The sequence below is a fragment of the Flavobacterium tructae genome, assembly GCF_002217475.1.
GTDB classification, from domain to species: domain Bacteria; phylum Bacteroidota; class Bacteroidia; order Flavobacteriales; family Flavobacteriaceae; genus Flavobacterium; species Flavobacterium tructae.
This window is the reverse complement of record NZ_MUHH01000017.1, coordinates 256,862-278,784: the sequence shown is the minus strand read 5'-3', so window position 1 is coordinate 278,784 and position 21,923 is coordinate 256,862. Positions and strand designations below refer to the sequence as shown.

General features: G+C 34.7%; 24 protein-coding genes and 1 tRNA gene. 12 read left to right on the top strand and 13 right to left on the bottom strand.

The genetic code is table 11. The annotated features are described in order from the left end of the window. Nucleotides 1-13: 13 nt before the first annotated feature. Nucleotides 14-1,576, bottom strand: coding sequence for a vitamin K epoxide reductase family protein (locus tag B0A80_RS06155; protein WP_089076744.1), 1,563 nt, complete (start codon nucleotides 1,574-1,576; stop codon nucleotides 14-16). Nucleotides 1,577-1,835: 259 nt separating this feature from the next. Between B0A80_RS06155 and B0A80_RS06150 the strand changes: the two genes are divergently transcribed. The 5 genes from B0A80_RS06150 to B0A80_RS06130 are packed head-to-tail and all read left to right on the top strand — an operon-like array spanning nucleotide 1,836 to nucleotide 2,615. Continuing rightward, on the top strand, nucleotides 1,836-1,973 hold the full coding sequence (locus tag B0A80_RS06150) for an rSAM-modified peptide (RefSeq protein WP_089059924.1): 138 nt from the start codon (nucleotides 1,836-1,838) through the stop codon (nucleotides 1,971-1,973). 20 nt (nucleotides 1,974-1,993) lie between these two features. Then, nucleotides 1,994-2,146: a TIGR04149 family rSAM-modified RiPP gene (locus B0A80_RS06145; RefSeq protein WP_017494661.1), complete on the top strand. Its 153-nt coding sequence runs from the start codon at nucleotides 1,994-1,996 to the stop codon at nucleotides 2,144-2,146. A 21-nt stretch (nucleotides 2,147-2,167) separates the two neighbouring features. After that, nucleotides 2,168-2,320: a TIGR04149 family rSAM-modified RiPP gene (locus B0A80_RS06140; protein ID WP_017494660.1), complete on the top strand. Its 153-nt coding sequence runs from the start codon at nucleotides 2,168-2,170 to the stop codon at nucleotides 2,318-2,320. Nucleotides 2,321-2,340: 20 nt separating this feature from the next. After that, nucleotides 2,341-2,478 carry a TIGR04149 family rSAM-modified RiPP gene (locus B0A80_RS06135; RefSeq protein WP_089059925.1) on the top strand — a complete coding sequence of 46 codons (138 nt, stop codon included), beginning with the start codon at nucleotides 2,341-2,343 and terminating at the stop codon, nucleotides 2,476-2,478. Between the two features lie 2 nt (nucleotides 2,479-2,480). Then, on the top strand, nucleotides 2,481-2,615 hold the full coding sequence (locus B0A80_RS06130) for a hypothetical protein (RefSeq protein WP_017494658.1): 135 nt from the start codon (nucleotides 2,481-2,483) through the stop codon (nucleotides 2,613-2,615). Nucleotides 2,616-2,634: 19 nt separating this feature from the next. Here B0A80_RS06130 and B0A80_RS21115 read toward each other — a convergent pair whose 3' ends face one another. Further along, nucleotides 2,635-2,892: a helix-turn-helix domain-containing protein gene (locus tag B0A80_RS21115; protein ID WP_369769999.1), complete on the bottom strand. Its 258-nt coding sequence runs from the start codon at nucleotides 2,890-2,892 to the stop codon at nucleotides 2,635-2,637. Nucleotides 2,893-4,542: 1,650 nt separating this feature from the next. On the opposite strand from B0A80_RS21115, the gene B0A80_RS06120 reads away from it, so the two are divergent. The 6 genes from B0A80_RS06120 to B0A80_RS06095 all read left to right on the top strand — a co-directional run bounded on the left by B0A80_RS06120 (nucleotide 4,543) and on the right by B0A80_RS06095 (nucleotide 9,966). Continuing rightward, nucleotides 4,543-5,721 carry an acyl-CoA dehydrogenase family protein gene (locus B0A80_RS06120; protein WP_017494656.1) on the top strand — a complete coding sequence of 393 codons (1,179 nt, stop codon included), beginning with the start codon at nucleotides 4,543-4,545 and terminating at the stop codon, nucleotides 5,719-5,721. An 87-nt stretch (nucleotides 5,722-5,808) separates the two neighbouring features. Further along, nucleotides 5,809-6,591, top strand: coding sequence for a DUF3050 domain-containing protein (locus B0A80_RS06115; RefSeq protein ID WP_089076743.1), 783 nt, complete (start codon nucleotides 5,809-5,811; stop codon nucleotides 6,589-6,591). A 67-nt stretch (nucleotides 6,592-6,658) separates the two neighbouring features. Further along, nucleotides 6,659-7,390 carry an SGNH/GDSL hydrolase family protein gene (locus B0A80_RS06110; protein ID WP_089076742.1) on the top strand — a complete coding sequence of 244 codons (732 nt, stop codon included), beginning with the start codon at nucleotides 6,659-6,661 and terminating at the stop codon, nucleotides 7,388-7,390. 132 nt (nucleotides 7,391-7,522) lie between these two features. After that, nucleotides 7,523-8,350 (top strand): helix-turn-helix domain-containing protein, encoded by an 828-nt coding sequence (locus B0A80_RS06105; protein WP_089076741.1) that lies wholly within the window; start codon nucleotides 7,523-7,525, stop codon nucleotides 8,348-8,350. A gap of 69 nt (nucleotides 8,351-8,419) precedes the next feature. Beyond that, a complete protein-coding gene (locus B0A80_RS06100) occupies nucleotides 8,420-9,379 on the top strand; it encodes a nitrilase family protein (protein WP_089076740.1) in 960 nt (319 codons plus the stop codon). An 80-nt stretch (nucleotides 9,380-9,459) separates the two neighbouring features. Beyond that, complete coding sequence (locus B0A80_RS06095; RefSeq protein ID WP_089076739.1) at nucleotides 9,460-9,966, top strand: GNAT family N-acetyltransferase; 507 nt, start codon at nucleotides 9,460-9,462, stop codon at nucleotides 9,964-9,966. A 90-nt stretch (nucleotides 9,967-10,056) separates the two neighbouring features. Here B0A80_RS06095 and B0A80_RS06090 read toward each other — a convergent pair whose 3' ends face one another. The 8 genes from B0A80_RS06090 to B0A80_RS06050 form a co-directional block, all read right to left on the bottom strand. After that, on the bottom strand, nucleotides 10,057-11,079 hold the full coding sequence (locus tag B0A80_RS06090) for a hypothetical protein (RefSeq protein ID WP_089076738.1): 1,023 nt from the start codon (nucleotides 11,077-11,079) through the stop codon (nucleotides 10,057-10,059). Then, nucleotides 11,057-12,571, bottom strand: coding sequence for an NAD(P)/FAD-dependent oxidoreductase (locus B0A80_RS06085; RefSeq protein ID WP_233430716.1), 1,515 nt, complete (start codon nucleotides 12,569-12,571; stop codon nucleotides 11,057-11,059). The genes B0A80_RS06090 and B0A80_RS06085 overlap by 23 nt, the downstream gene beginning before the upstream one ends. An 88-nt stretch (nucleotides 12,572-12,659) precedes the next feature. Beyond that, nucleotides 12,660-14,180: a polyamine aminopropyltransferase gene (locus B0A80_RS06080; RefSeq protein WP_089076736.1), complete on the bottom strand. Its 1,521-nt coding sequence runs from the start codon at nucleotides 14,178-14,180 to the stop codon at nucleotides 12,660-12,662. Then, entirely contained in the window at nucleotides 14,173-14,388 is a 216-nt protein-coding gene (locus B0A80_RS06075) for a DUF350 domain-containing protein (RefSeq protein ID WP_070906079.1), read from the bottom strand. Before B0A80_RS06075 ends, B0A80_RS06080 begins: the two co-directional genes overlap by 8 nt. A gap of 195 nt (nucleotides 14,389-14,583) precedes the next feature. Beyond that, entirely contained in the window at nucleotides 14,584-15,816 is a 1,233-nt protein-coding gene (locus tag B0A80_RS06065; protein ID WP_089076735.1) for a DUF4178 domain-containing protein, read from the bottom strand. A gap of 3 nt (nucleotides 15,817-15,819) precedes the next feature. Then, nucleotides 15,820-16,182: an S-adenosylmethionine decarboxylase family protein gene (locus tag B0A80_RS06060; protein WP_089076734.1), complete on the bottom strand. Its 363-nt coding sequence runs from the start codon at nucleotides 16,180-16,182 to the stop codon at nucleotides 15,820-15,822. A gap of 141 nt (nucleotides 16,183-16,323) precedes the next feature. Continuing rightward, a tRNA-Ser gene (locus B0A80_RS06055) sits at nucleotides 16,324-16,410 on the bottom strand. Nucleotides 16,411-16,470: 60 nt separating this feature from the next. Further along, nucleotides 16,471-17,340: a LysR substrate-binding domain-containing protein gene (locus tag B0A80_RS06050; protein ID WP_089076733.1), complete on the bottom strand. Its 870-nt coding sequence runs from the start codon at nucleotides 17,338-17,340 to the stop codon at nucleotides 16,471-16,473. A 91-nt stretch (nucleotides 17,341-17,431) separates the two neighbouring features. Between B0A80_RS06050 and B0A80_RS06045 the strand changes: the two genes are divergently transcribed. Continuing rightward, complete coding sequence (locus B0A80_RS06045) at nucleotides 17,432-18,664, top strand: MFS transporter (protein ID WP_089076732.1); 1,233 nt, start codon at nucleotides 17,432-17,434, stop codon at nucleotides 18,662-18,664. Between the two features lie 76 nt (nucleotides 18,665-18,740). On the opposite strand, the gene B0A80_RS06040 is transcribed toward B0A80_RS06045, so the two are convergent. The 3 genes from B0A80_RS06040 to B0A80_RS06030 form a co-directional block, all read right to left on the bottom strand. Then, a complete protein-coding gene (locus B0A80_RS06040; protein ID WP_089076731.1) occupies nucleotides 18,741-19,772 on the bottom strand; it encodes an asparaginase in 1,032 nt (343 codons plus the stop codon). Then, complete coding sequence (locus B0A80_RS06035) at nucleotides 19,762-20,898, bottom strand: 1-acyl-sn-glycerol-3-phosphate acyltransferase (protein ID WP_089076730.1); 1,137 nt, start codon at nucleotides 20,896-20,898, stop codon at nucleotides 19,762-19,764. Before B0A80_RS06035 ends, B0A80_RS06040 begins: the two co-directional genes overlap by 11 nt. 64 nt (nucleotides 20,899-20,962) lie before the next feature. Then, nucleotides 20,963-21,742 carry a TatD family hydrolase gene (locus B0A80_RS06030; RefSeq protein WP_089076729.1) on the bottom strand — a complete coding sequence of 260 codons (780 nt, stop codon included), beginning with the start codon at nucleotides 21,740-21,742 and terminating at the stop codon, nucleotides 20,963-20,965. Between the last annotated feature and the right edge of the window lie 181 nt (nucleotides 21,743-21,923).

Below are 21,923 nucleotides of genomic sequence, written 5' to 3'. Positions count from 1 at the left end.
CTATTTTCAGATATTATGCTGTTTTTTCTAAAACAACCTCTTCTTTCTCTTCGATATAATCGTTTAAAAAGTATTTTAACTCTCCTAATTCATATTCTGCCGGAAAAATTTTATCATTTACAATCTTAACGGGTGTGTAATTAAAATCGTTTTTAGAACACCATTCATATTGCTTGTTTATTTCCTGCGTTATCATCATACTTACAGAATCAACAGTCCATTTTTTCAACCATTTCTTAAGACTCATATTTTTAATATGCCAGTCTGAAATAGCCTCAACTGTTTTTCCCGGTGTAGATCTGTTTATTGTTAAAAGTCTTTCAACTACCACTTTATATGGATTTTCGGCATTCTCAGGATTTACATTAAACAACACATTCAAGTGTATCTTATCCGGAAATCTCAACACTAAATCAAACGCCTCCTGAAATGTTTTATGACAATGTCCACAACTAGGGCTGATGATTACTGATAACTTAACGGCCGCATTTCTATTTCCAAAATGCAATCCTCTCAGATCATCAAGTCCATTTATGTGAGGCACTTTTTTAGACAAGAAGTTCAATAAAGAGTAATTTCTTTTAAACTTTTTCATCTCTTTAAGTGAACTTTCGGTACCTAAGATGTTTTTTATAATTGTTTTCAAAACTGCCCAAATAGGAACAAGAAGTGCCAATGAGAACAAGAATGGAAAAATTTCGGCAAAACTAAAACTCAACGTAAACAAATCTGATGCAAACCATATAGCACTTTGCACAAAAATCAAAGAAGACACCACTAAGCACATTACACACCATCTTTGAATTTCAAATTTTTGAATCCAAATAGAAGACACAATAACCGGTATCGCTAATAAGCTTAAAAAACCTATGAAAATCGAAGACTCCAATGGTTTTACCAAAATTGCAATCAAACTGGCTCCAAAAAACATTAGTGGCAAGTCCGGAAAGCTAATCCACTTACTTTCATTACCCTCTTTACTATTGATTACAGAGCTACAGGAAGAGTTAGAACTAAAATTGCAAAGTTTTGAAATGATACTATTCTTAAATCCCAGTTTTTCCTGAACAATGAAAACACTTACAATGAATCCTAAAATTGATGTTGTTAAAAAAACAAGGCTAAATAAATTGTATGTATTGTAAAAAAATGACAATCCAACTACCAACAAAAGCGGCAAACCATATTTCAACCAGCTGAATTCAACTTTTATTCTGTCTCTTGCTATAACATTGTTTGGTTCAATTGCAACTATAACTCCATTCCAGTCTAATAAAAACTTTTCATAAGCCATTTTCTGACTTCCTTTTTTCATCGTATTGATTCGAACAAAATTCTTTGCCTTTTCCACTAATATTAACTCCTCTTTGAAATAAGCCAAAAAATTTGAAGGCAAATCTACTATTTGCTCTTTCGGAACTCTTATCGCAGCATTCTCTACAGACAGTAAATCCAGAGAATCTGTTATCGCAAACAAACTAGGATAATTTGGATGAGAAAGGAACAAATCTTTAAACTCATTTTTAATCTCCGAGTACTTGTTTATTTGTAGAAATTTTTGGACAAGCTTTAACATCTTTTCGAGTCTTTAAAATCATAATTACACTGCAAAGATTGTTGTTTTTGTTGAGAAAAAAACGCTAGTAGTACACATTTTATTAATTATACTACATACAATTTATAAATTATATCAGTCTGAATAAAACAGCAACTTGTTGATTATCAGTATTTTGATCTTGAAATGATTTATCAAAAACCCCAAAAACCCCATTCTCGATTAAGCGTTTTCCTTTTTGCATAGTTTTGATATATCAATAATCCTAATACAAACAAACATGACAAATCGAGCACAAAAATTCGAAGATTTTCAATCTGAAAAACTGTCAAAAAAAGAACAAAAAACGGTTCAGGGAGGAGACGAATCTAATATTCCAGGTGACCCAAGTAGAGGGAATGGAAAAGGGTCTAATTAATCATTTAAAAAAATCAAATTATGAAAAATAAAAAATTAAACTTCGAAAATTTCAAAAGCAATACACTTTCAAAAAAAGAACAAAAAACGGTTCGTGGAGGTGACGATCCTACTACTCCTATCGAGACAATTACTGGTGATCCAAGTAGAGGAAATGGAAAAGGATCTAATTAATCATTTAAAAAAAATCAAATCATGAAAAATAAAAAATTAAACTTCGAAAATTTCAAAAGCAATACACTTTCAAAAAAAGAACAAAAAACGGTTCGTGGAGGTGACGATTCTAATACTCCCATCGATACAATTACCGGTGATCCAAGTAGAGGAAATGGAAAGGGATCTAATTAATCATTAAAGATCTACTAAAAATGGAAAATAAAAAATTAAATTTCGAAGATTTTACAAGCAATACACTTTCAAAAAAAGAACAAAAAACGGTTCGTGGAGGTGACAACGATAGTAATAGAGGAAATGGCAACGGATCTACACAACTAATAAACCTATAACAATGAAAACTAAAAAAATAAAATTCGAAGATTTTGGAAACGAAAAATTATCAAGAAAAGAGCAACAAACAATTTTCGGAGGTGACGGTGACCCTTCCAGAGGGAATGGTAAAGGAAGCACTGACGAAATTCCTTAATAAAAATCTAAGAAACTTTTTAAATATTATTCGCAAACTGAGCTGGAGACACTCCAGTTCTTTTGCGAAATGATTTAGCAAAAGACACTGCATTTTTGAAACCTACACTTTCTGCTATCGCCTGAGTTGAATATTTACGATACATATGGTTCGTGATCATTTCATTAATAACATAATTAATTTTCAACTCATTCGAATATTCACCAAAAGACTTACCGAATCGTTTGTTTACCACATAAGACAAATAGGTTGTATTTGTTTTTATCTTCTTAGCCACATAAGGCAAAGTAAAATCGGCATGCAAAAATTCCTGTTTACTTTCTAAAGCCAGCAATTTTTCTACTATTTTATTCTCTTTTGCCTCATCAATACTTAAATTGACATTCTCTTTCTTAAGTTGTAACTCCTCAGACTCCAGAACAGCAATCTCTGGTTCAGGGTCGTTTTTCTTCTCTAAATTAGCTTTAAACTCTTCTATTAAAGCATTCATTTTTTTATGTGCTTTATTTTTATCCCGTATGTTTTTTATCAGCAAGAATACGATACCTATAAATATAACAACATAAAATACTTTCAGCGCTTTATTCAGAAAAACGTCGTATTTATACTTCTCCTGAATGGTAACCATCTCACTGGTCAAATCTCCTACTCCAAGTTTATAATTTACTTCCAGAATCTCATCATTTAATTTTGATTCTGACTTTTCGTAATTATCAAGGTAAATTTTTGAATGTTTATAAGCCAGTTCTGGTTCTTTTAGTATGTTATAAATCTTTGCCTGATAATAATTTGACTTCAGATGATCTACCTGATTGGTTTTAGTTAGCTCGCCAATAGAATCTGATTTTTTAAAAAACACTAATGCCTTATCATACTTTTTGGTATTATAATACAAGTCTCCTAAATTATAATTAGTAGTACATAAGATTTCCTGCATATTATTTTGATTGGCCAGAAAGATGATGTCGTAATACGTTTTTTCGGCATTTTTATATTCTTTCAGCTCACCGTAAATATTCCCTAAACTTAATTTCGCTACAATCTTATTGTCCGGAAAATTTTGAGAATAGCTAATGGTTTTTTGGTAGAAATACTCCGCAGAGTCAAGCAAAACCTTCTTTTTAGGATCTTTCATATAAAAGCTTTCATATGATCCTGCCAGACTAAGATTGATGTTACTCTTATTATTAAGATACTGCTGCTTGGTATAAACGCTCTGGTTTTTATCCACAAAATCATTGAGACTCCGCAAATCCTTAATCGCTAATCGATAATTACCTACAGCAACATTTATAGCCGCGATATTACTCTTAAACTTAACAATTTGAATAATATCCCCAATCTTTATAGAGAGTTTTATTCCTTGTTGGTAATTTTCGATCGCATCACTGTAATTCTCTCTTTTCCATTCTGATAATCCGGCATAATTATACAAATAAGACCGAAGTTGAGTTTTTTCTTTATCATCCGGCATTTTGTCTAAGTAATTTAAGGCTAACTGGTATTTTTCCTTAGATTTTACTGCATTTCCTTTTAACTGAATCAAATAAGACAATGCAGCATTTGCAAAAGCCAGATGTTTATTGTTATTAGATCTTGCCAGCTGATTAGCATATACGATCGAACTGTCAACATTAGCATTTGCCGTTAGTCGAATTTTGTCTTGTAATATTAAGTACTCTTGTTCCGTAAAATCCTTTTTCTCCTGAGAAACAGCGACATTTACAACAAAAAAGAGTATAAAAGAGATGATCAGCCTCATTCAATTCGTTTTTTGAATCTCAAAAATAGCTTATAAATTCACAATAAACTAAAATTAATTCGTGTTTATACTATTTTCCCTCTTTGCTATTTATAAAAATATAACAATTTAACCGTATTTTGTTATATTTTTATTGCGTAGATTTGTATTATAAAACTATCAAAAATGAAACCAGACCTATTTCAAGCACCAGATTACTATAACTTAGATGACTTATTGACAGACGAACACAAACTAGTTCGAGAATCGGCGCGAGCCTGGGTCAAGAGAGAAGTTTCCCCAATTATAGAAGAATATGCTCAAAAAGCAGCATTCCCTACACAAATTATAAAAGGACTCGGCGAAATCGGTGGTTTCGGACCGTATATTCCGGTAGAATACGGAGGTGCGGGTCTGGATCAGATTTCTTACGGTTTAATCATGCAGGAGATAGAACGCGGAGATTCCGGTGTTCGATCGACTTCATCCGTTCAGTCTTCCCTGGTAATGTATCCGATCTGGAAATATGGAAACGAAGAACAGCGAATGAAATATTTACCAAAACTGGCTACAGGAGAATTCATGGGATGCTTTGGTTTGACTGAGCCTGATCACGGTTCTGACCCCGGAAGCATGATCACTAATTTTAAAGATATGGGAGATCATTATCTTTTAAATGGTGCCAAAATGTGGATTTCTAACGCTCCTTTTGCCGATATCGCAATTGTTTGGGCAAAAAATGAGGAAGGAAGAATTCACGGTTTGATCGTTGAACGCGGAATGGAAGGCTTTACAACTCCTGAGACACATAATAAATGGTCTTTGCGTGCCTCTTCAACGGGAGAACTAATCTTTGATAATGTTAAAGTTCCTAAAGAAAACTTATTACCTAACAAATCCGGTCTTGGTGCACCTCTTGGATGCTTAGATTCTGCACGATACGGAATTGCCTGGGGAGCTATTGGAGCTGCAATGGATTGCTACGATACTGCTTTACGTTATTCTAAAGAAAGAATTCAATTTGGGAAACCTATCGGAGGAACGCAATTGCAACAGAAAAAACTAGCTGAAATGATTACCGAAATCACAAAAGCACAGTTATTAACCTGGCGCCTGGGTGTTTTACGCAACGAAGGAAGAGCTACAACCACACAAATCTCAATGGCAAAACGCAACAATGTCGATATGGCCATACATATCGCACGTGAAGCCAGACAAATGCTGGGCGGAATGGGTATTACAGGCGAATATTCGATCATGCGTCACATGATGAATCTCGAAAGTGTTATTACTTATGAAGGAACTCACGACATTCATTTACTAATAACGGGTATGGATGTAACTGGAATTCCAGCATTTAAATAATGAATATTTATTAAAATATATACAAAACCAATACAAAAAGCTTCTTCTTAACGGGAAGCTTTTTATATTTGCATAAAAAATTCGAAAATGAATATTGAAACTATAAACAATAGCATTCAACCCCAAAAAGATCAACTTCTACAACACTCCTTATACAATAAAATCCAAAATATCGATGACTTACATCGTTTTTTAGAAACTCATGTTTTCGCTGTTTGGGATTTTATGTCCTTATTAAAAGCATTACAATCTAAACTTACCTGTACTTCTACTCCTTGGTTCGCGACAAAAAATCCTGAAACAAGATACTTAATCAATGAAATCGTTTTGGCAGAAGAAACCGATTTAAGTATTGATGGAAAAAGACAAAGTCACTATGAAATGTATATTGAAGCTATGGAAGATTGTGGTGCCGATACAAGCGGAATCAACCACTTTTTAGCCGAAGTAAACTCCTTGCATAACATTTTTGTTGCCATAAAACAAAGTTCCTTACATCCTGATACAAAAGCTTTCCTGGACTTTACTTTTAGAGTAATTGAAGAAGGAAAGCCTCATCAAATTGCTGCAGCATTTACTTTTGGAAGAGAAGATTTGATTCCGAGTATGTTTACCGCAATCCTGAAAAACTTCCAGAAGAATCTTCCTGAAACGGATCTAAGTAAACTTTTATACTATTTTGAAAGACATATCGAATTGGATGCCGATGAACACGGACCAATGGCGATGCAAATGATCACTGATTTGTGTGAAGATGATGCTCAAAAATGGAAAGAAGTGGAAGAAATTTCGATTTTGGCATTAGAAAAACGTATCGGACTTTGGAATGCTATTGAAGAAGAAATTCTAATGAAGACTGAAATGGTCTAAAAACCGAAACAAGTTATTTAACGTAACTATTTGTTTAAAATGAACCGAAAATTAATTTGTCAAAATTATGAAACTGCATTTCAAACAAATAGTTCTTGTTATCCTTTCTATATTCCTGCTAAGCTGTAGTTCTGACGAAACCTCTTCGGAAATATCTACTTTTCCAATTACACCTCTTTTGGGCTCCATAAAATATTTGGCTTTAGGAGACAGCTACACCATCGGACAAAGCGTATGCGAAACGTGCGGATTTCCTGAACAGTTAAAATCGAGTTTAACGGCAATTTATCCGCAAGCCAGCTTTTCTTTAAAGATTATTGCGACCACCGGATGGACTACCACTAATTTAATTTCGGCAATAAACACCCAAAATCCGGATCCTAACTATGATTTAGTCACACTTCTTATCGGGGTTAACAATCAGTATCAGGGAAAAAGCTTTTCGATCTACGAAAAGGAATTTCCGGAACTCGTAGAAAAAGCAATTGTTTTAGCAAAAGGGAATAAAAAAAGGGTAATTGTTATCTCTATTCCTGATTATGCTTATACTCCTTTTGGCAAAATACAAATGGAGGGAGAAGGCGAAAGAATTTCAAGCGAAATCAATCAATACAATTCCTTTGCTGAAAGCTACTGCAAACTCAATAATATTGTTTTTGTTTCGATAACCGATATTTCCCGTAAAGGTCTTGATAATCCTGATTTGGTGGCCGCAGATGGCTTACATCCTTCTGCCAAAGCTTATACTTTATTTACAGAACGTATTTTACCGCTGGTGAAAGTAGCTTTACAGAACTAATATTTAAAATCTTAATTGGAAAAATATCCTTAATTTTATCAAAAGTTATTCTTCACAAATCAAAAATGATCTCATACAATTGACTTTTGAAGAAGCAGCAACAATTGACTGCAGTCCATAATCTTTTAAACAATGCAGATTTCACCATCAGTAGAATTAGCACCTTACATTAAACATTATCTTTTTTTAGATACCAAAGAAGTATCCCAACAAAAGCTTCGCCTGTTTTCGGATGGTAATACCGGTATTGTGTTTTCTTTAAAAGGCAATCTTACCTCTGATCTAAACCATCAAGAAGTTCAAAGCTTCTTGCCGGATTCTTTTTTGTATGGACAACTTACGGGATTTAAAGACATTTATTCCAACCAGGAAATCACTCTTATAATTGTTGTTTTTCAGCCTAACGGGATTCATCAATTGTTGGGCATTCCGGCTTATGAATTTCTCGACTCTATTGTTTCTATTGATACTATTTTTAACAGAGAGGGTTTAATTCTTCAGGAGCAGCTGTGCGAAAACTACACGATCTCAGAGAAAGTTGAACTTCTCAATCATTTTTTCGGCACTTATATTTCCGATAAAACAGCTTCTTCCCAATTAATTATTGAAAGTTCGCTTCGTTTTATTACCGCACATAAAGGGAGTTTTAATGTAAACCAACTGGCTAAATTTACAGGTTATACGGAACGTCATCTGGAAAGAAAGTTCAAAGAGTGCATCGGATTAAATCCGAAGAAATTTGGAAATATTATCAAACTGCATTATTTCTTAAAACTACTAAAAGAGAAGTCTGTCGATATAAATCTCACAAACATTAGCTACAATGCTGGTTTTTCGGATCAGTCTCATCTGATAAAGGAATTCAAAAAACACACCGGAATCACTCCAAAAGAATACTTAAACAATACCGGAAAATTAACCAATAATCTCATCAAAACTGTTCCGCCTATTCTTCTTTAAAATGTCGGTTTTGTACAATTTTCAGAATAGTACCGATGCTACCTTTGTCTCTAATCAATAGTAAGCATTATGAAAAATTTAAAAATAGCCACTGCTCAGTTCGAGAACAAAAGCGGCGACAAAAGCTATAACTTATCCGTAATTGAAAAACTTTCACAACAGGCAGCAAGTCAGGGCTGCGATGTTATCTCCTTTCACGAGTGTTCTGTAACAGGCTATACTTTTGCCCGACATCTATCAAAAGAACAAATGCTGAACCTGGCAGAATTAATTCTAAGTGGAGAAAGTATTCTGAAATTAACTGAAATTGCGCGAAACCATAATATCGTGATTCTGGCGGGGCTTTTTGAGAAAGACGAAGACGATAACTTATTTAAAGCTTATGTGTGCGTAGACGAAAATGGTTTGGTTGCCAAATACCGAAAATTGCATCCGTTTATAAATCCACACCTTACTCCGGGCGACCAATACTGTATCTTTGAGATTAAAGGATGGAAATGTGGTATTCTAATTTGTTACGACAACAATATTATTGAGAATGTTCGCGCTACCACTCTTTTAGGTGCCCAGATTATTTTTATGCCTCACGTTACGATGTGTACTCCTTCTACCCGACCGGGTGCCGGATTTGTTGCTCCACAGCTGTGGGAAAACCGTGAGTCTGATCCTACTTCTCTCCGACTGGAATTTGAAGGAATGAAGGGCAGAGACTGGCTTATGAAATGGCTTCCTGCAAGAGCCTATGACAACGCTATTTATGCCGTATTCTCGAATCCAATTGGAATGGACGATGATCAACTGAAAAATGGCTGTTCAATGATTATTGATCCTTTTGGGGATATTCTTTCTGAATGCAGCTCTTTTGAAGACTCTTTTGTAACTGCACTATTAACTCCTGAAAAATGCCTTCAGGCTGGCGGAAACCGTTACATAAAAGCAAGAAGACCAGAATTATATCGGGATATTATTGGTCAGGAGCATCAATCCGAACAAAATGTGGTATGGCTGAATACTGACACAAAAAGTTAAAACTGATATTTCATGGGACTTTACGCTTCTTAAAGATTTACCTTTGAGGGATTCATTAATCTACAGTATACCGCCCAATAATGAAATTTTTTAAAACTACAAACGAAGATATCGATGCCGTTTTTGATCTTTATAATGAAGCTACCTCTTATCAAAAAACGGTCAACAACAAAAGCTGGAGAGGTTTTGAAAGGACTCTGATAGAAAAAGAAATTGCCGAGAATCGTCATTTCATCATCAAAGAAGGAGACGAGATTGCCTGTACCTTTGTGCTTACTTTTAACGATTTGATTATCTGGAAAGAAGCCAGCGCCGATCCTGCCATCTACCTTCATCGTATTGCTACGAACCCAAAATTCAGAGGAAAGTCGTATGTTAAAAAAATCATCGAATGGGCAAAAATATATGCTCGCGAGAATAACAAATCATACATCAGACTTGATACGCATAGCGGTAACGAAAGGATAAATAAGTATTACACCAGTTGTGGCTTTAACTATAAAGGAATTAGCACCATCGAATGGACAAGTGAATTACCGGAACATTATAAAGAAGGCTCTTTTAGTTTGTTTGAGATTAAGCTGTAACACACCATATAGATAGACTTATATTAAAAAACGGCATGTGAATAAAATTTCACAAGCCGTTTTTTAATTTATTTGATATTCAGATTTAATTTATTTTTTAGTCTTCCAGATAAAACCATCTAAAATGTAATGTGTAAATTGAGGTACACTCAAAAGAGGCACTAATAGGAATTGCCATCCCGAAAAATCGAAGCTGGTGCTTACTGCAATATTTTCATTCCAAACAAAAAACTCCCAAAGAAACTCTTCTGAAAAAGCAATTACTACTAATATCCCTATGTAAATTAAAACGCCATTGTATCTCTTTAAATAAGTCAGAATACCTATTTCTTTTCCCCCCTTTCCATCAATTTCTTTAAAGTAAACCAGAGCCATATAAGGAATTCCGTGTGAAACTACATTTAGCAAGGTGAAAATAAGATCATCGTTGAAGTAAACAATCCCAAAATACCATGAAAGTGCAGTTCCAAAAATAATGCTGTTTTTAGGAATATTAAAAAACTTATTTTTTACCGAAACAATAACAGTACGAATAACATAGACGAGTAGAATGGCAATATAAAACCAAAACAAAGTTTCTAAAATGGCTTTATTTTCAAAACGAAAGAATTCATTTTCAACAAACCAATTGAATTTTCTTTCGGGTGAAAAAAACCAAAATAGCATTGGGTAAATCGTAGCAGCATAAATTGCCAGATTATCAATCCAGACGGAGGTCTTTGTTTTGACTTCATTACGAGCATATAATCGCATAAACCCATATTGCTGTCGAATAAAATGAAAAACAGCTACATAGGCCAAAAAAGACCAAAAAATTAAACTCCCAAAAGAAAATAAAACCATTCCTGTAACGAAGCAAATAACAGGTAAAAGAATCAATCTCTTCTTGTCTTTCAGAAATTCTTCTTTTACAAAATAGGTTTTAAATAAAGTTGCATAAACATGTGCCACGTCAATAAATACAATTAGAAAAAGCCAGGTATAAAACGAATAATTATTTTCAATTGAAGTGATATAATCCTGAAAAACCAAAATAATGGCCAGCACAAAAAATGACGGTCCAATGATTAACAATGAATCTGTTTTTGCTTTATGAATCCAGGGCTGTTCCATCTAAAAGTTTATTTACGGCATTAATTCCTTGGTGAAAAGCTTCTTCAAAAATTGAAATCCCCGACAAATCAGAATGAGCAAAGTAGATTTGATTTTCAATACTTTGTGAAGCTTTATTCTTTACTTCTCCAAAAATAAAATCAGGCACCGGCGAAATCATTCCATGCCCTAATAAGAAAATTTCCATTTCTTCAGTATCATTTTCAATATCTGGATGGGCAATTTTCAAGTCATTAAAAACGACCTGTTTCCAATATTCTTTGTCTTTTTTGTAGATTTCTTTACGTGTTTTCTTTAGATCTGCAGATGAGAAACTGTAATAATATGTAATCACTTTTTTGTCCTGAATCTGATTTAGTGTTTGGTGCTGTGCATAAACGTAACCGAGACCTTTTGCTTCATAAATCACATTATCCCACGAAAGAGGGAAACTTAAATTATCAGCCAAATTGTTTACAACTAAAGTCGCCAAAAGCCATGGTGTGTAGTGAAACTGTTTTGTAAATTGTTTACGATCTTTAATGAGGTATTGATTTACAAATTGCGGCGTTGCCATGATAACGCTATCCGCTATTATTTCTATTGAAGACTTATTAACATCATCAAATGCTTGGACAATAACCTTGTCTTTTTCGATTTTCACCTCATAAACCAAATGATTTTTGAGCGTTTTTTGTGCTGTGTATTTTTTAAGATGATGTGCTAATCTGGCATTTCCTTCCGGCCAGGTTAAAACGCTATCGGATTTTTCTGCAGCTGCATCTTGTTTTCGTCCTGCAAAATAATGAATTCCTGCCCAAGCCGATACAAAAGTAATTCCTAAACCAAAATCATCTTTACAGCAATAATCAATATAATTAAACAGGGGTTTTGATTTAAAATTATTCTTCTCAAACCATTGCTGCATAGTAATTTTATCTAATGCTCTTGTTTCTTGATCTTTAGAAGAAAGATGTATTGGAATATCAAATAAGTATTTTTGATCTTCTCCTTTTGCACTTCTAAAAACATCCATTTCTCTGAAAAATCGTTGAAACTCTTTATGTTCTTCTTCTGAATTTCCTTCCTTTGGAACAACTCCTTCCTGCCAATTGTTTTTATAAAACAACCTTTCATCCGGTGCAAAAGTCAGTTGCAATTCATCAAAAACCGGAAGCCCTTTTTTATCATAACTCAAAATAATCTTTTCTTCTTCAAGAAAACCAAGAAGCTCTTTATCTTCAAAATTTGGAAGAGGCAAATAATGTGCTCCCAGAGGGTACTTAGAATATTTATTTTGACCATTTGAAGAGTTTCCTCCTAAATGATCTGCCATTTCAATCAATAAAAAATCAGAGACTCCCTTTTTATGAAACTGTCGTGCGGCACTCAAACCTGATATTCCACCACCAATAATTAAATAAGGTATTTTTATTTGTTCTTTCGGTTTCGGAAAATCTTTTATCCACAAGCGATGTCCTAAAAGATGATTTGTTCCTGATAACCGAATCATCAGGACTGCTATTTTATCAGAACAAAATTGTATAAAAGGAATTAAGAGCAAAGATGCTGTGATTCCTTTTACGAAATTTCGCCTTCCTTTATTGCAATTTTCCCCATTCTTCATCAAAATAGCGTACTAAAATCTGGTTATCCAAACGATTAATTTCTATTTCATTTGAAATCATATCGTTGGTAAAATAATTAAATCTGTCAAACTGGTAATTGTAGAATTTCAATCCGGGACTTTTTCTATTCACTTCGTTAAAACCGGATCCAAAACCATTGATTGCAATTGTATATCCCCATTCTCCAAACGAAGGAACATAGGCATGATAAGCATCAACCTGAGGAAAAACCTGCATTACTGTTTTATTGATACACCAGAATGACTTAGGCGCAAAATAGGGTGAGGTCGTCTGAATGACAACTGCCGCATTAGGTTTTAAAATTCCTTTTATCGTTTGATAAAAATTCAAAGAATATAACTTTCCTAAGCTATAATTTGATGGATCGGGGAAATCTATAATTGCAACGTCAAACTTCTCCTGACAACTTTTTGCCCAGATATAAGCATCCGTATTTATAACTGTAACTTTCGGATTGTTTAGTGAATTTTGATTGAACTTCGTCAATACTTTATTAGTTTTAAAAAGTCTGGTCATCCCTTCGTCCAGATCGACTAAAGTTACTTTTTGAACCTCTTTGTATTTCAGGATTTCCCGAACTGCCAATCCATCACCTCCTCCTAAAACCAGAACATTTTTTACCGCTTTTGCCATTGACATTGCCGGATGAACTAAGGCTTCATGATACCGGTATTCATCTACAGAACTAAACTGAAGATTGTTGTTTAAATATAACCTGTAATCACTTTTATTGTGCGTTAAAACAATACGCTGATACGGAGTTGTGTTGGTATAAATTATATTCTCACCATATAGTTTTCCTTCTGAATAAGATAAAATTACATCCGAAAAAATAAAAACCGTAAGTAAAACGATAAATGAAAAAATAGCTTTTACTTTTAAGAAATAAGGCTTTTTTAGTTCTTTGGTAAGCAAAAAGCACAACACAATGGCTATGCTGACATTGATCATTCCAAAGAAAAGAGAAGTTCCCATTATCCCTAATTTTGGAACTAAAACCAAAGGAAAAAGTATCGAAGCCAGCAGGGCCCCAATATAATCAAATGTAAATACATTAGAAACCAAGTCCTTAAATTCGACTTTGTCTTTTAAAATATTCATTAAAAGCGGAATCTCTAACCCAACCAAAAAACCCGTTACAAAAACGAACAGGTACAATATGAATTGAAAGGATTCAACACTTTCGAACAATAGAAATAAAACTACCGAACTCAGGCCGCCAATCAAACCCACCAAAATCTCGATTTCGACAAATGTATTGAGCAAGTTTTTGTGAAAAAACTTTGAAAAAAAGGAGCCAATACCCATCGAAAACAGGTAAACTCCAATAATAAATGAAAATTGTTTTACGGAATCGCCTAATAAATAACTTGCTAACGTTCCTGCAACTAGCTCATAGATAAGCCCGCAGGTCGCAATAATAAATACGGCAAACAGCAAAAGAAATTCAAACCTAAGAAACTTTTTACCCATGAATCGCTGCACTAATGATCATCGAAATCCCGATGATGAATGCGGCCAAAACAATCGCAACGGCAACATTATTTTTCTCCCCTACCTCTTTCCAGGTGTTTTCCGGCGTAAGTTTTTCGATAATTAGATAAGCTGCCAATAAAATGATTATTCCTAAAAAAGAAAAAATAACTGAATTAACTACTGGTTGAACATGTATTAAATCCATAGTAAAATATTATTTGTGATAAAAACGGTTATAAGAAGTCCGGCTTCCCGTTGACTTGTAATTTTCTGTGGTTTCGCAATCGCAAATTCGGTTTCCCGCAATTGCAAAATAAAGATAAACTCCAAAGCAAAAAAATCCTATTGCTAATGAAGCGGCATTATTATAGATAAAATCCGAAATTTTTTTCATGACTATTTATTCATCGTAACGAGAATAAGAACTATCAGCCCATCTCTCTTTTTCAAAATTATACGTAAAAAACCATATTATTAAGTAAATGACAATCATAGCAATAACTACCATCCAGACATTTCTGTTTGATGGTTCGTTCCAAACTACATTTACACGCATTTCACTATTATTGACATCTTCCGGTGCTTTCATTGGGGTTATCAAGAGATGATATCTTCCTGCTTTAACACCACAAATATTGAACTTCTCCATATTGTCACCTTCTGTCCATGATTCTCCATCAGAATAACCGTGATAAAATTCTATGTCTTTATTGGCATAAATTTCATCATTGGTCATTTCATTTACTAAAGCGACATTAAGATTTGCCCAAGAATTATCAACATCTGTAGCAACTGTAATACTCAGCGGTGCCGAACCGCCATTTAGAATAAAAGCATCACTTGTAATTTCTTTATTATCAAATTCAGCAAATTTTATGGATTTGGAAAACACCTTTTGTTTAAATTGATCCTTATAGATAAACCAATTGGTTGCTATCAGCAATGCAGCAATACAACAAAAAATAATTGCTGTATTATTAAGGTTAAACCGGGATGGCTGAACCATGTTTACACCAAACTTATAAGCCAGTACAACATTCTTAAAAGCCTTTTTTATTTCTTCCTTTTTAATGTATTCTCCATAAAAAGCCGTTTCAACTCCATTCATTCTTTCCACAGAAATCATGTAAGGTGGTCTTATATACTCCACTAAATGAATATTCTTATTCTGAGGCAATTCGAAATCGAAAAACCCCTGAGCGTTTATAATTGCAGCATCTGAATATTCAAAAATATTATAGTCTTTGTTATTGTGCTCCAGAATTAAAGGGTGCTTTTTTACCTCAAAAACCTCTTCCATTTCTGTTAGTAAAATCCAATGTCCGTTAGAAACCGAAAGGTAAATACACTCGTTTTCGTGGTTCTCCAATATAAATTCTGTCCATCTGTAATCAGGATGAACTTTTTTTACCAGGATCCCAGTGACTTTATACTCACTTCCTTTTAAAAATCCAACATCACCAATCGCCAATGGGAAATCATTGAGTGTGGTTTTATACTTAGATCTCCTGCGAAACATCCCTTCACTATCACGAGTATACAAACTCTGACAATTGGGACATACAAAATTCACAACCTCAAAACCAACTCTTAATTCAGTTTCTGTATTACAATCGTAACAAGCAATTTTCATATCCTATCGGTTGATTTCAAAATCTTTAATAATTTTTCCTTCAAAATAGCTAATATAATCAGCCATAACATCTCTAACTTTCTTTGAATTATCCTGCAGATAATTACACAAATAAACATCCAACGTTAACTGATGGTATTCTGGCCAAGTGTGTATACAGATATGAGATTCTTTTAAGCAGAATGAAATGGTGAAACTATTGTTATCAAAATTATGCACAATTACACCTACCTTCTCCAGAACATACTTTTCTAAAATCATATGGGTCGCATCAACAAAGCCCTGACTATTGGTTAGTTTCTGAGTTTCATCGACATATAAAGTAACCAGTTTATGCAATCCTGGTGAGTAAGGAGGTAAATCCATTCTAGTTTTTTAGGGAACAAAAAAGGCCAAATATATAATAATTTCTTTAATAAAATAATCTAAAAAACACTCCGATATATCCTTTCTAAGGAGAAAGCCGCAACTTCATTTTTATATGAAATTGCGGCTTTCTTAATTTTGCAGAAAGGAAGGGATTCGAACCCTCGATACAGTTACCCATATACTAGCTTTCCAGGCTAGCTCCTTCAACCACTCGGACACCTTTCTAAATTGGTCTGCAAATAACATAAAAAAAAATGACTTAGAAAAACAAAATCGGATATTAGTTTACATACTTTTTCTAAATTCTTCCATAAACAGTTTTACGGCCTTTTTTTGATAGCCTCCAAGAGTCAGCATAAACGATTCTCTTTTTGTGGGAACTCCCGTAATCTGAATCGCTTTCAGCTCGTCCCAGCCTTTTAGGGCTTTCTCTGCCACTATGGTGGCCCAGTCACTGTCCTGCACCATTTGCAGCAGGGCGTGAATGGAGTTCAGTTCGATGGAAATCTTGGGTCTCATTTTGTTTTTGGCAAATAAATCTTCCACAAATTCTCTGGAGTTTGAACCTTTTCCGGGCAAAACAAGCGGAATTTCCTCTATTTTCTTGAAAGCGATTTTATCTAAAGCTGCCAAAGAATGTGTTTTTGAAACCACCAATACCATTTGCGAAGTAAACAAAGGAACTTTCTCAACGGGAATATTGATTTCATGTGACGAAATCACCAAAACCAAATCCAATTCGTTCGTCAATAATTTTTGTTCTAAAGCTTCTGTCGTGCCGTATTCGACGACAATTTTCAGGTTAGGATACTGTTTGGCGAACGTATTGATAACCGGCAAAATTAAAAGTCCGAAGATATAGGTTACGCCAATTCGCAGTTCACCGCCAATCATTTCGTTTAAATCTTCAATAGCCTGTTTTCCGTTTTCTACATTTTCGATAACTTTTTTGGCGTGAATCAGGAAAACAGCACCGGCTTCGGTAAGCTGTACTTTTTTTCCGATCCGTTTAAATAAAGGCATCTCGAGTTCTTCTTCGAGTTTTTTTATTTGCTGTGATAAGCCCGATTGTGTTACAAAACACAACTCGGCCGCTTTGGTAAAATGAAGTACCTCAGCGGTTTTTATAAAATATTCCAATTGATAAATTTCCATATTGATAAGTTTAAATACTTATTATAAGTAAAATTATTAATTTTTCTAATGAAATCATAATTCCGAACTTTGTAAAAAAATATCAGGCATCATGTTTAAAGCGTTAAAATCAAAAAATTTCAAGTTGTTCTTTTACGGACAATCTGTTTCTGTAATTGGAACCTGGCTTCAAAAAACAGCTGTAAGCTGGATGATTTACAGCGTTACGGGTTCGGTTTTCTTACTGGGATTAGCGACATTTTTAAGCATGATCCCGTCCTTGTTTCTGGCTCCCTTGGCCGGAAGTATTATTGGCCGTTACGACAGACACCGCACTATGATTCTATTGCAATCTTTGGCGATGCTTCAGGCCGGAGCTTTGGCACTGTTAATTTATCTGAAAATATACAACATCAACTTTATTCTGGCCTTAAGTTTAATTCAGGGAATCATCAATTCTTTTGACATGACTTGCCGACAAACGATGATGATTGATATTGTTGACAATAAAGAAGACTTACCCAATGCAGTGGCCTTAAACTCTACGCTGAATAATTTCGCCCGAATTGCCGGACCTGCCTTAGCCGGAATTATTCTGCACAATTATGGTGAGGACATTTGTTTTATTGGAAACTTCTTAAGCTACATTCCGGTTCTGATTTCTTTATTGATGATGAAAATCACACCGCATATTAAAGCCACTGAAAAAATGAAAATGGTTGATGACTTTCTTGAAGGTCTGGATTATATTAAAAAAGAAAGTGAAATGGCCAAAATGCTTCTGATGTTAATGTGCAGCAGCCTGTTTGTGATTTCGTTTAATACTTTAATGCCTGTTTTTGCCAAGGATATTTTTAGCGGAAATGCACAGACTTTCAGTTGGTTTGAAAGTGCTGCAGGAATTGGTTCGATACTGTCTGCTATTTATCTGGCTAATCTTAAAAAAGCAGACAATATGGGCAAAATAATGATCGCTGCGAGCTTATTATTAGGTTTTAGCATTATCGTACTGGCCTATTCCAATAGTCTGACTGTGGCACTTATTTGCATGGCTCTGAGCGGTCTGGGAATGATGGCACAAACCTCGTCTATAAACATTTACGTTCAGACACAAAGCCCTGTGCACCTGCGTTCGAGAAGCATTAGTTACTATCTGATGGCATATCAGGGAATGATTCCTGTGGGAAGTTTGATTATCGGATATGTTTCGCACATTATCGGAACCCGAGAAACTGTGGCAATTCAGGGTATTATTTGCATTCTTTCTGTAATAGTTTATGTGTATTACAAAAAACAGAGTTCTGAAGAAGAGTTTGGAACTTGTGAGGTTCGTTACAAAAATTGATAAACTCCAAATTTAGAAATTCCAAATTCCAAAATGAAGATATAATCAGCAAACGATTGGAATTTGGAATTTTATTTTATAGCGAAATCTCCCCGCGTAAAGCTGTTTCGAAAATTGCCTTAAATTCAGTTTGAGGAATATTTTGCCCCAGCAGGTACATTAATTTTGTAATGGCTGCTTCCGTAGTAATGTCCTTTCCGGAGATAACTCCAAGCGATTTTAAAGCAGTACTGGTTTCGTATTGCCCCATATTGACGCTTCCACCTGAACATTGGGTCACGTTAACAATGTGTAATCCGGACTGAATTGCTTTCTCAATCAAATCCAAAAACCAGTCTTCTGTTGGTGCATTACCCGAACCGTAGGTTTCCAAAACGATTCCCTTTAGATCTTTAATCGCCAGAATTGAAGCTAAAACCACTTCACTCATTCCAGGGAACATTTTGATGATTGCAACATGATTGTCCATTTCTTTATGAACGATTAGTTTTGCGTCTGTCTTTACAGGAAGAAATAAATGCGTGTTCAACTTTAAATGAACTCCTGACTCTACTAATTCCGGATAGTTTGGTGCTGTAAATGCTCTGAAATGTTCTGCATTTACTTTTGAAGTTCGGTTACCGCGGTACAGTTTATATTCAAAATACAAACAAACCTCAGTGATTACCGGTTTTCCGTTTTCCTGAAGTGAAGCAATCTGAATAGCTGTAATCAGGTTTTCTTTAGCATCGGTACGCAAGTCTCCTATCGGAAGCTGGGAACCTGTAAATACTACCGGTTTTGCCAAATTCTCCAACATAAAACTCAATGCCGAAGCAGAATATGACATGGTATCTGAACCATGAAGTACCACAAACCCGTCGTAAGCAATATAATTTTCTTCAATAATAGCGGCAATTTTCGTCCACTCTTGAGGATTCATATTTGAGGAATCAATCGGCTCTTCAAACGAAACCGTTTCAATATCGCAGTCTAATTGCTTGATTTCAGGTATCTTTTGTAATAATTTACCAAAGTTGAACGCTTTGAGCGCGCCTGTCTCAAAATCTTTACTCATACCGATAGTTCCACCGGTATAGATTAGTAGTATTTTTGGTTTAGATGACATCCTGATATTTTAATTTATTAACAACCGGATTAGCGTACATGGCCAAAAATCCTTGTCTTGTTACTGGGTTATCACTTCCGATACGCATTTCTAAACGACGCTCGAACAACGATTTTTCGCTTTCTTTGTACAAGTGCGCAAACTTATTGGTCTCGTTTAAAATATCGTAAGCAATAAAATTAGTTGGCCATAATTGATAATTTTTCAAAACCGAATCGTCAATAATCTGGGCCAAGGCCTGTACTTGTTTGTTGACATTGTCATTTTCAGCTACAATCTGATCGATTTCTGTATCTAAAACATCTCCAACCGAAATATGTATTCTTTTTTTAGTTCCCATGATACCACTCAGGATATTCATGAAATCTTCGTTTTTGTCTTTAACATAAACCTCATTATTGGCTTCTGCCATTAACTGTGGCATCTTCAGAACATCTGTTGGATCGTATTCGTATGAAATGGACACGGGAACAATTTTTAATTTCTTAAAATAATCCATTAGATTAGGCTCATCAGATCCCATTCCGATCATTTTTAAAACTCCCGGATTGGTTTCATCGTTTCCGTCTTTGGTACGGCCTTCTCTCTGTGCAATCCAAACCGAACGATTCTCACGAAGCAATAATTGCCCTATATATTCTGATAATAATTTAGAACTCTGCAGCATTTCTCTTGGCGATAAACCTCTTAGAACCAAAAAGTTTCGATTTAATTTTGCCAAAGTACTCAGGAATGCTTTTTTTACCAGATTGTCTCCAATGGCAGATGCCGTCATCACTAATCCGTGCTCAAAAAGACAAACGTTCAATAAAGTGGTATCTAATAATATATCTCTGTGATTAGAGATAAATAAATAAGAGGTGTTTTTTTCCAGTTTTTCAAATCCTGAAGTAGTAAGACCTTCAGAACTTTTCTCTAAAACTTTTTGTATGGTGTTATAAATAAAATTGCATTGAAAATCACGAATAGAATGTGTCTTTTTTAGCTGCTCTTTCCAAACCTCATCTGCTACTTCCGGAAAAGTAAAGTTCATCATGGTTTTCATCATCGGATGATTGACCACATCATGAAGTGCTTCATTTATTTCAGAATCATAAAACGGTCGAATGGCATCAAATCTCTGCATTATTTATATTGGTATTAAGTGGGCAAAAGAACAAAAAAAAAATTAAACTATTGTAAGGTACGGGTTAAATCCCAAAAACGTCTTTAGAATTCTGAGTGGTTCGTTCTGCAATTTCTTCCTCTGAGACGTCGTATATATCCGTTAATTTGGTAATAACATTTACCAGATAACTGCTTTCATTTCGCTTTCCGCGATACGGAATTGGTGCTAAATAAGGAGAATCGGTTTCCAGAACGATATGTTTCAAATCGATCTGATTTAGAAACTGATCGATTTTTCCGTTCTTGAAAGTTACTACTCCACCAATTCCCAGCTTCATATTGTAAGACAGCGCCTGAAGTGCCTGCTCGTATGTTCCTGAAAAGCAATGGAAAATTCCAAATAAATCCGCTGATTTTTCCTCTTCCAGTACTTCAAAGATTTCGTCAAAAGCCTCACGACAATGAATTACAATAGGCAATTTGTATTGTTTTGCCAGTTGAATTTGTCTTTTAAAAGCAATTTGCTGCTCTTTTAAATGCGTTTTATCCCAATACAAATCGATTCCAATTTCCCCCACAGCGTAAAACTTTCGTTTGGCCAGCTCCGTTTCTACATGCTTTAACTCTTCTTCGTAATTGTCTTTCACATAGGTAGGATGCAACCCCATCATCAAGTATACATAATCCGGATAATTTTGCTCCAGATCGTACATCGACTGTGTGGCAGCGGCATCAATTGCAGGAATAAAAAAACGGGTTACTCCGGCATTTATCGCTCTTTGCATCATCTCGTCGCGGTCCTGATCAAATTCTTCAGAATATAAATGTGTATGTGTATCGGTAATTATGGGCTTCAAATTCAATTGTTATAATTTTTAATGGCCCAAAATTACGATAATATTAAAAACTTTCCCAATTTGAATGAAATGAGGAAAAATAGCACGCGGACTTTTACGGATTCACTTCGTAAAAACGCAGATAAAAACGGATTTTTTCTAAAAGTAAACCCGACAGGTTTTTAAAAACCTGTCGGGTTTGAATAAT

What these genes read in the sequence shown, in the direction of transcription:
- B0A80_RS06080 (WP_089076736.1), bottom strand. Translation starts at nt 14,180, where the DNA reads ATGGGTAAAAAGTTTCTTAGGTTTGAATTTCTTTTGCTGTTTGCCGTA.
- B0A80_RS06115 (WP_089076743.1), top strand. Translation starts at nt 5,809, where the DNA reads ATGAATATTGAAACTATAAACAATAGCATTCAACCCCAAAAAGATCAA.
- B0A80_RS06045 (WP_089076732.1), top strand. Translation starts at nt 17,432, where the DNA reads ATGTTTAAAGCGTTAAAATCAAAAAATTTCAAGTTGTTCTTTTACGGA.
- B0A80_RS06085 (WP_233430716.1), bottom strand. Translation starts at nt 12,571, where the DNA reads ATGATTCGGTTATCAGGAACAAATCATCTTTTAGGACATCGCTTGTGG.
- B0A80_RS06155 (WP_089076744.1), bottom strand. Translation starts at nt 1,576, where the DNA reads ATGTTAAAGCTTGTCCAAAAATTTCTACAAATAAACAAGTACTCGGAG.
- B0A80_RS06065 (WP_089076735.1), bottom strand. Translation starts at nt 15,816, where the DNA reads ATGAAAATTGCTTGTTACGATTGTAATACAGAAACTGAATTAAGAGTT.
- B0A80_RS06150 (WP_089059924.1), top strand. Translation starts at nt 1,836, where the DNA reads ATGACAAATCGAGCACAAAAATTCGAAGATTTTCAATCTGAAAAACTG.
- B0A80_RS06090 (WP_089076738.1), bottom strand. Translation starts at nt 11,079, where the DNA reads ATGGAACAGCCCTGGATTCATAAAGCAAAAACAGATTCATTGTTAATC.
- B0A80_RS06075 (WP_070906079.1), bottom strand. Translation starts at nt 14,388, where the DNA reads ATGGATTTAATACATGTTCAACCAGTAGTTAATTCAGTTATTTTTTCT.
- B0A80_RS06110 (WP_089076742.1), top strand. Translation starts at nt 6,659, where the DNA reads ATGAAACTGCATTTCAAACAAATAGTTCTTGTTATCCTTTCTATATTC.
- B0A80_RS06035 (WP_089076730.1), bottom strand. Translation starts at nt 20,898, where the DNA reads ATGCAGAGATTTGATGCCATTCGACCGTTTTATGATTCTGAAATAAAT.
- B0A80_RS06040 (WP_089076731.1), bottom strand. Translation starts at nt 19,772, where the DNA reads ATGTCATCTAAACCAAAAATACTACTAATCTATACCGGTGGAACTATC.
- B0A80_RS06140 (WP_017494660.1), top strand. Translation starts at nt 2,168, where the DNA reads ATGAAAAATAAAAAATTAAACTTCGAAAATTTCAAAAGCAATACACTT.
- B0A80_RS06100 (WP_089076740.1), top strand. Translation starts at nt 8,420, where the DNA reads ATGAAAAATTTAAAAATAGCCACTGCTCAGTTCGAGAACAAAAGCGGC.
- B0A80_RS06145 (WP_017494661.1), top strand. Translation starts at nt 1,994, where the DNA reads ATGAAAAATAAAAAATTAAACTTCGAAAATTTCAAAAGCAATACACTT.
- B0A80_RS06060 (WP_089076734.1), bottom strand. Translation starts at nt 16,182, where the DNA reads ATGGATTTACCTCCTTACTCACCAGGATTGCATAAACTGGTTACTTTA.
- B0A80_RS06050 (WP_089076733.1), bottom strand. Translation starts at nt 17,340, where the DNA reads ATGGAAATTTATCAATTGGAATATTTTATAAAAACCGCTGAGGTACTT.
- B0A80_RS06095 (WP_089076739.1), top strand. Translation starts at nt 9,460, where the DNA reads ATGAAATTTTTTAAAACTACAAACGAAGATATCGATGCCGTTTTTGAT.
- B0A80_RS06105 (WP_089076741.1), top strand. Translation starts at nt 7,523, where the DNA reads ATGCAGATTTCACCATCAGTAGAATTAGCACCTTACATTAAACATTAT.
- B0A80_RS06135 (WP_089059925.1), top strand. Translation starts at nt 2,341, where the DNA reads ATGGAAAATAAAAAATTAAATTTCGAAGATTTTACAAGCAATACACTT.
- B0A80_RS06120 (WP_017494656.1), top strand. Translation starts at nt 4,543, where the DNA reads ATGAAACCAGACCTATTTCAAGCACCAGATTACTATAACTTAGATGAC.
- B0A80_RS06130 (WP_017494658.1), top strand. Translation starts at nt 2,481, where the DNA reads ATGAAAACTAAAAAAATAAAATTCGAAGATTTTGGAAACGAAAAATTA.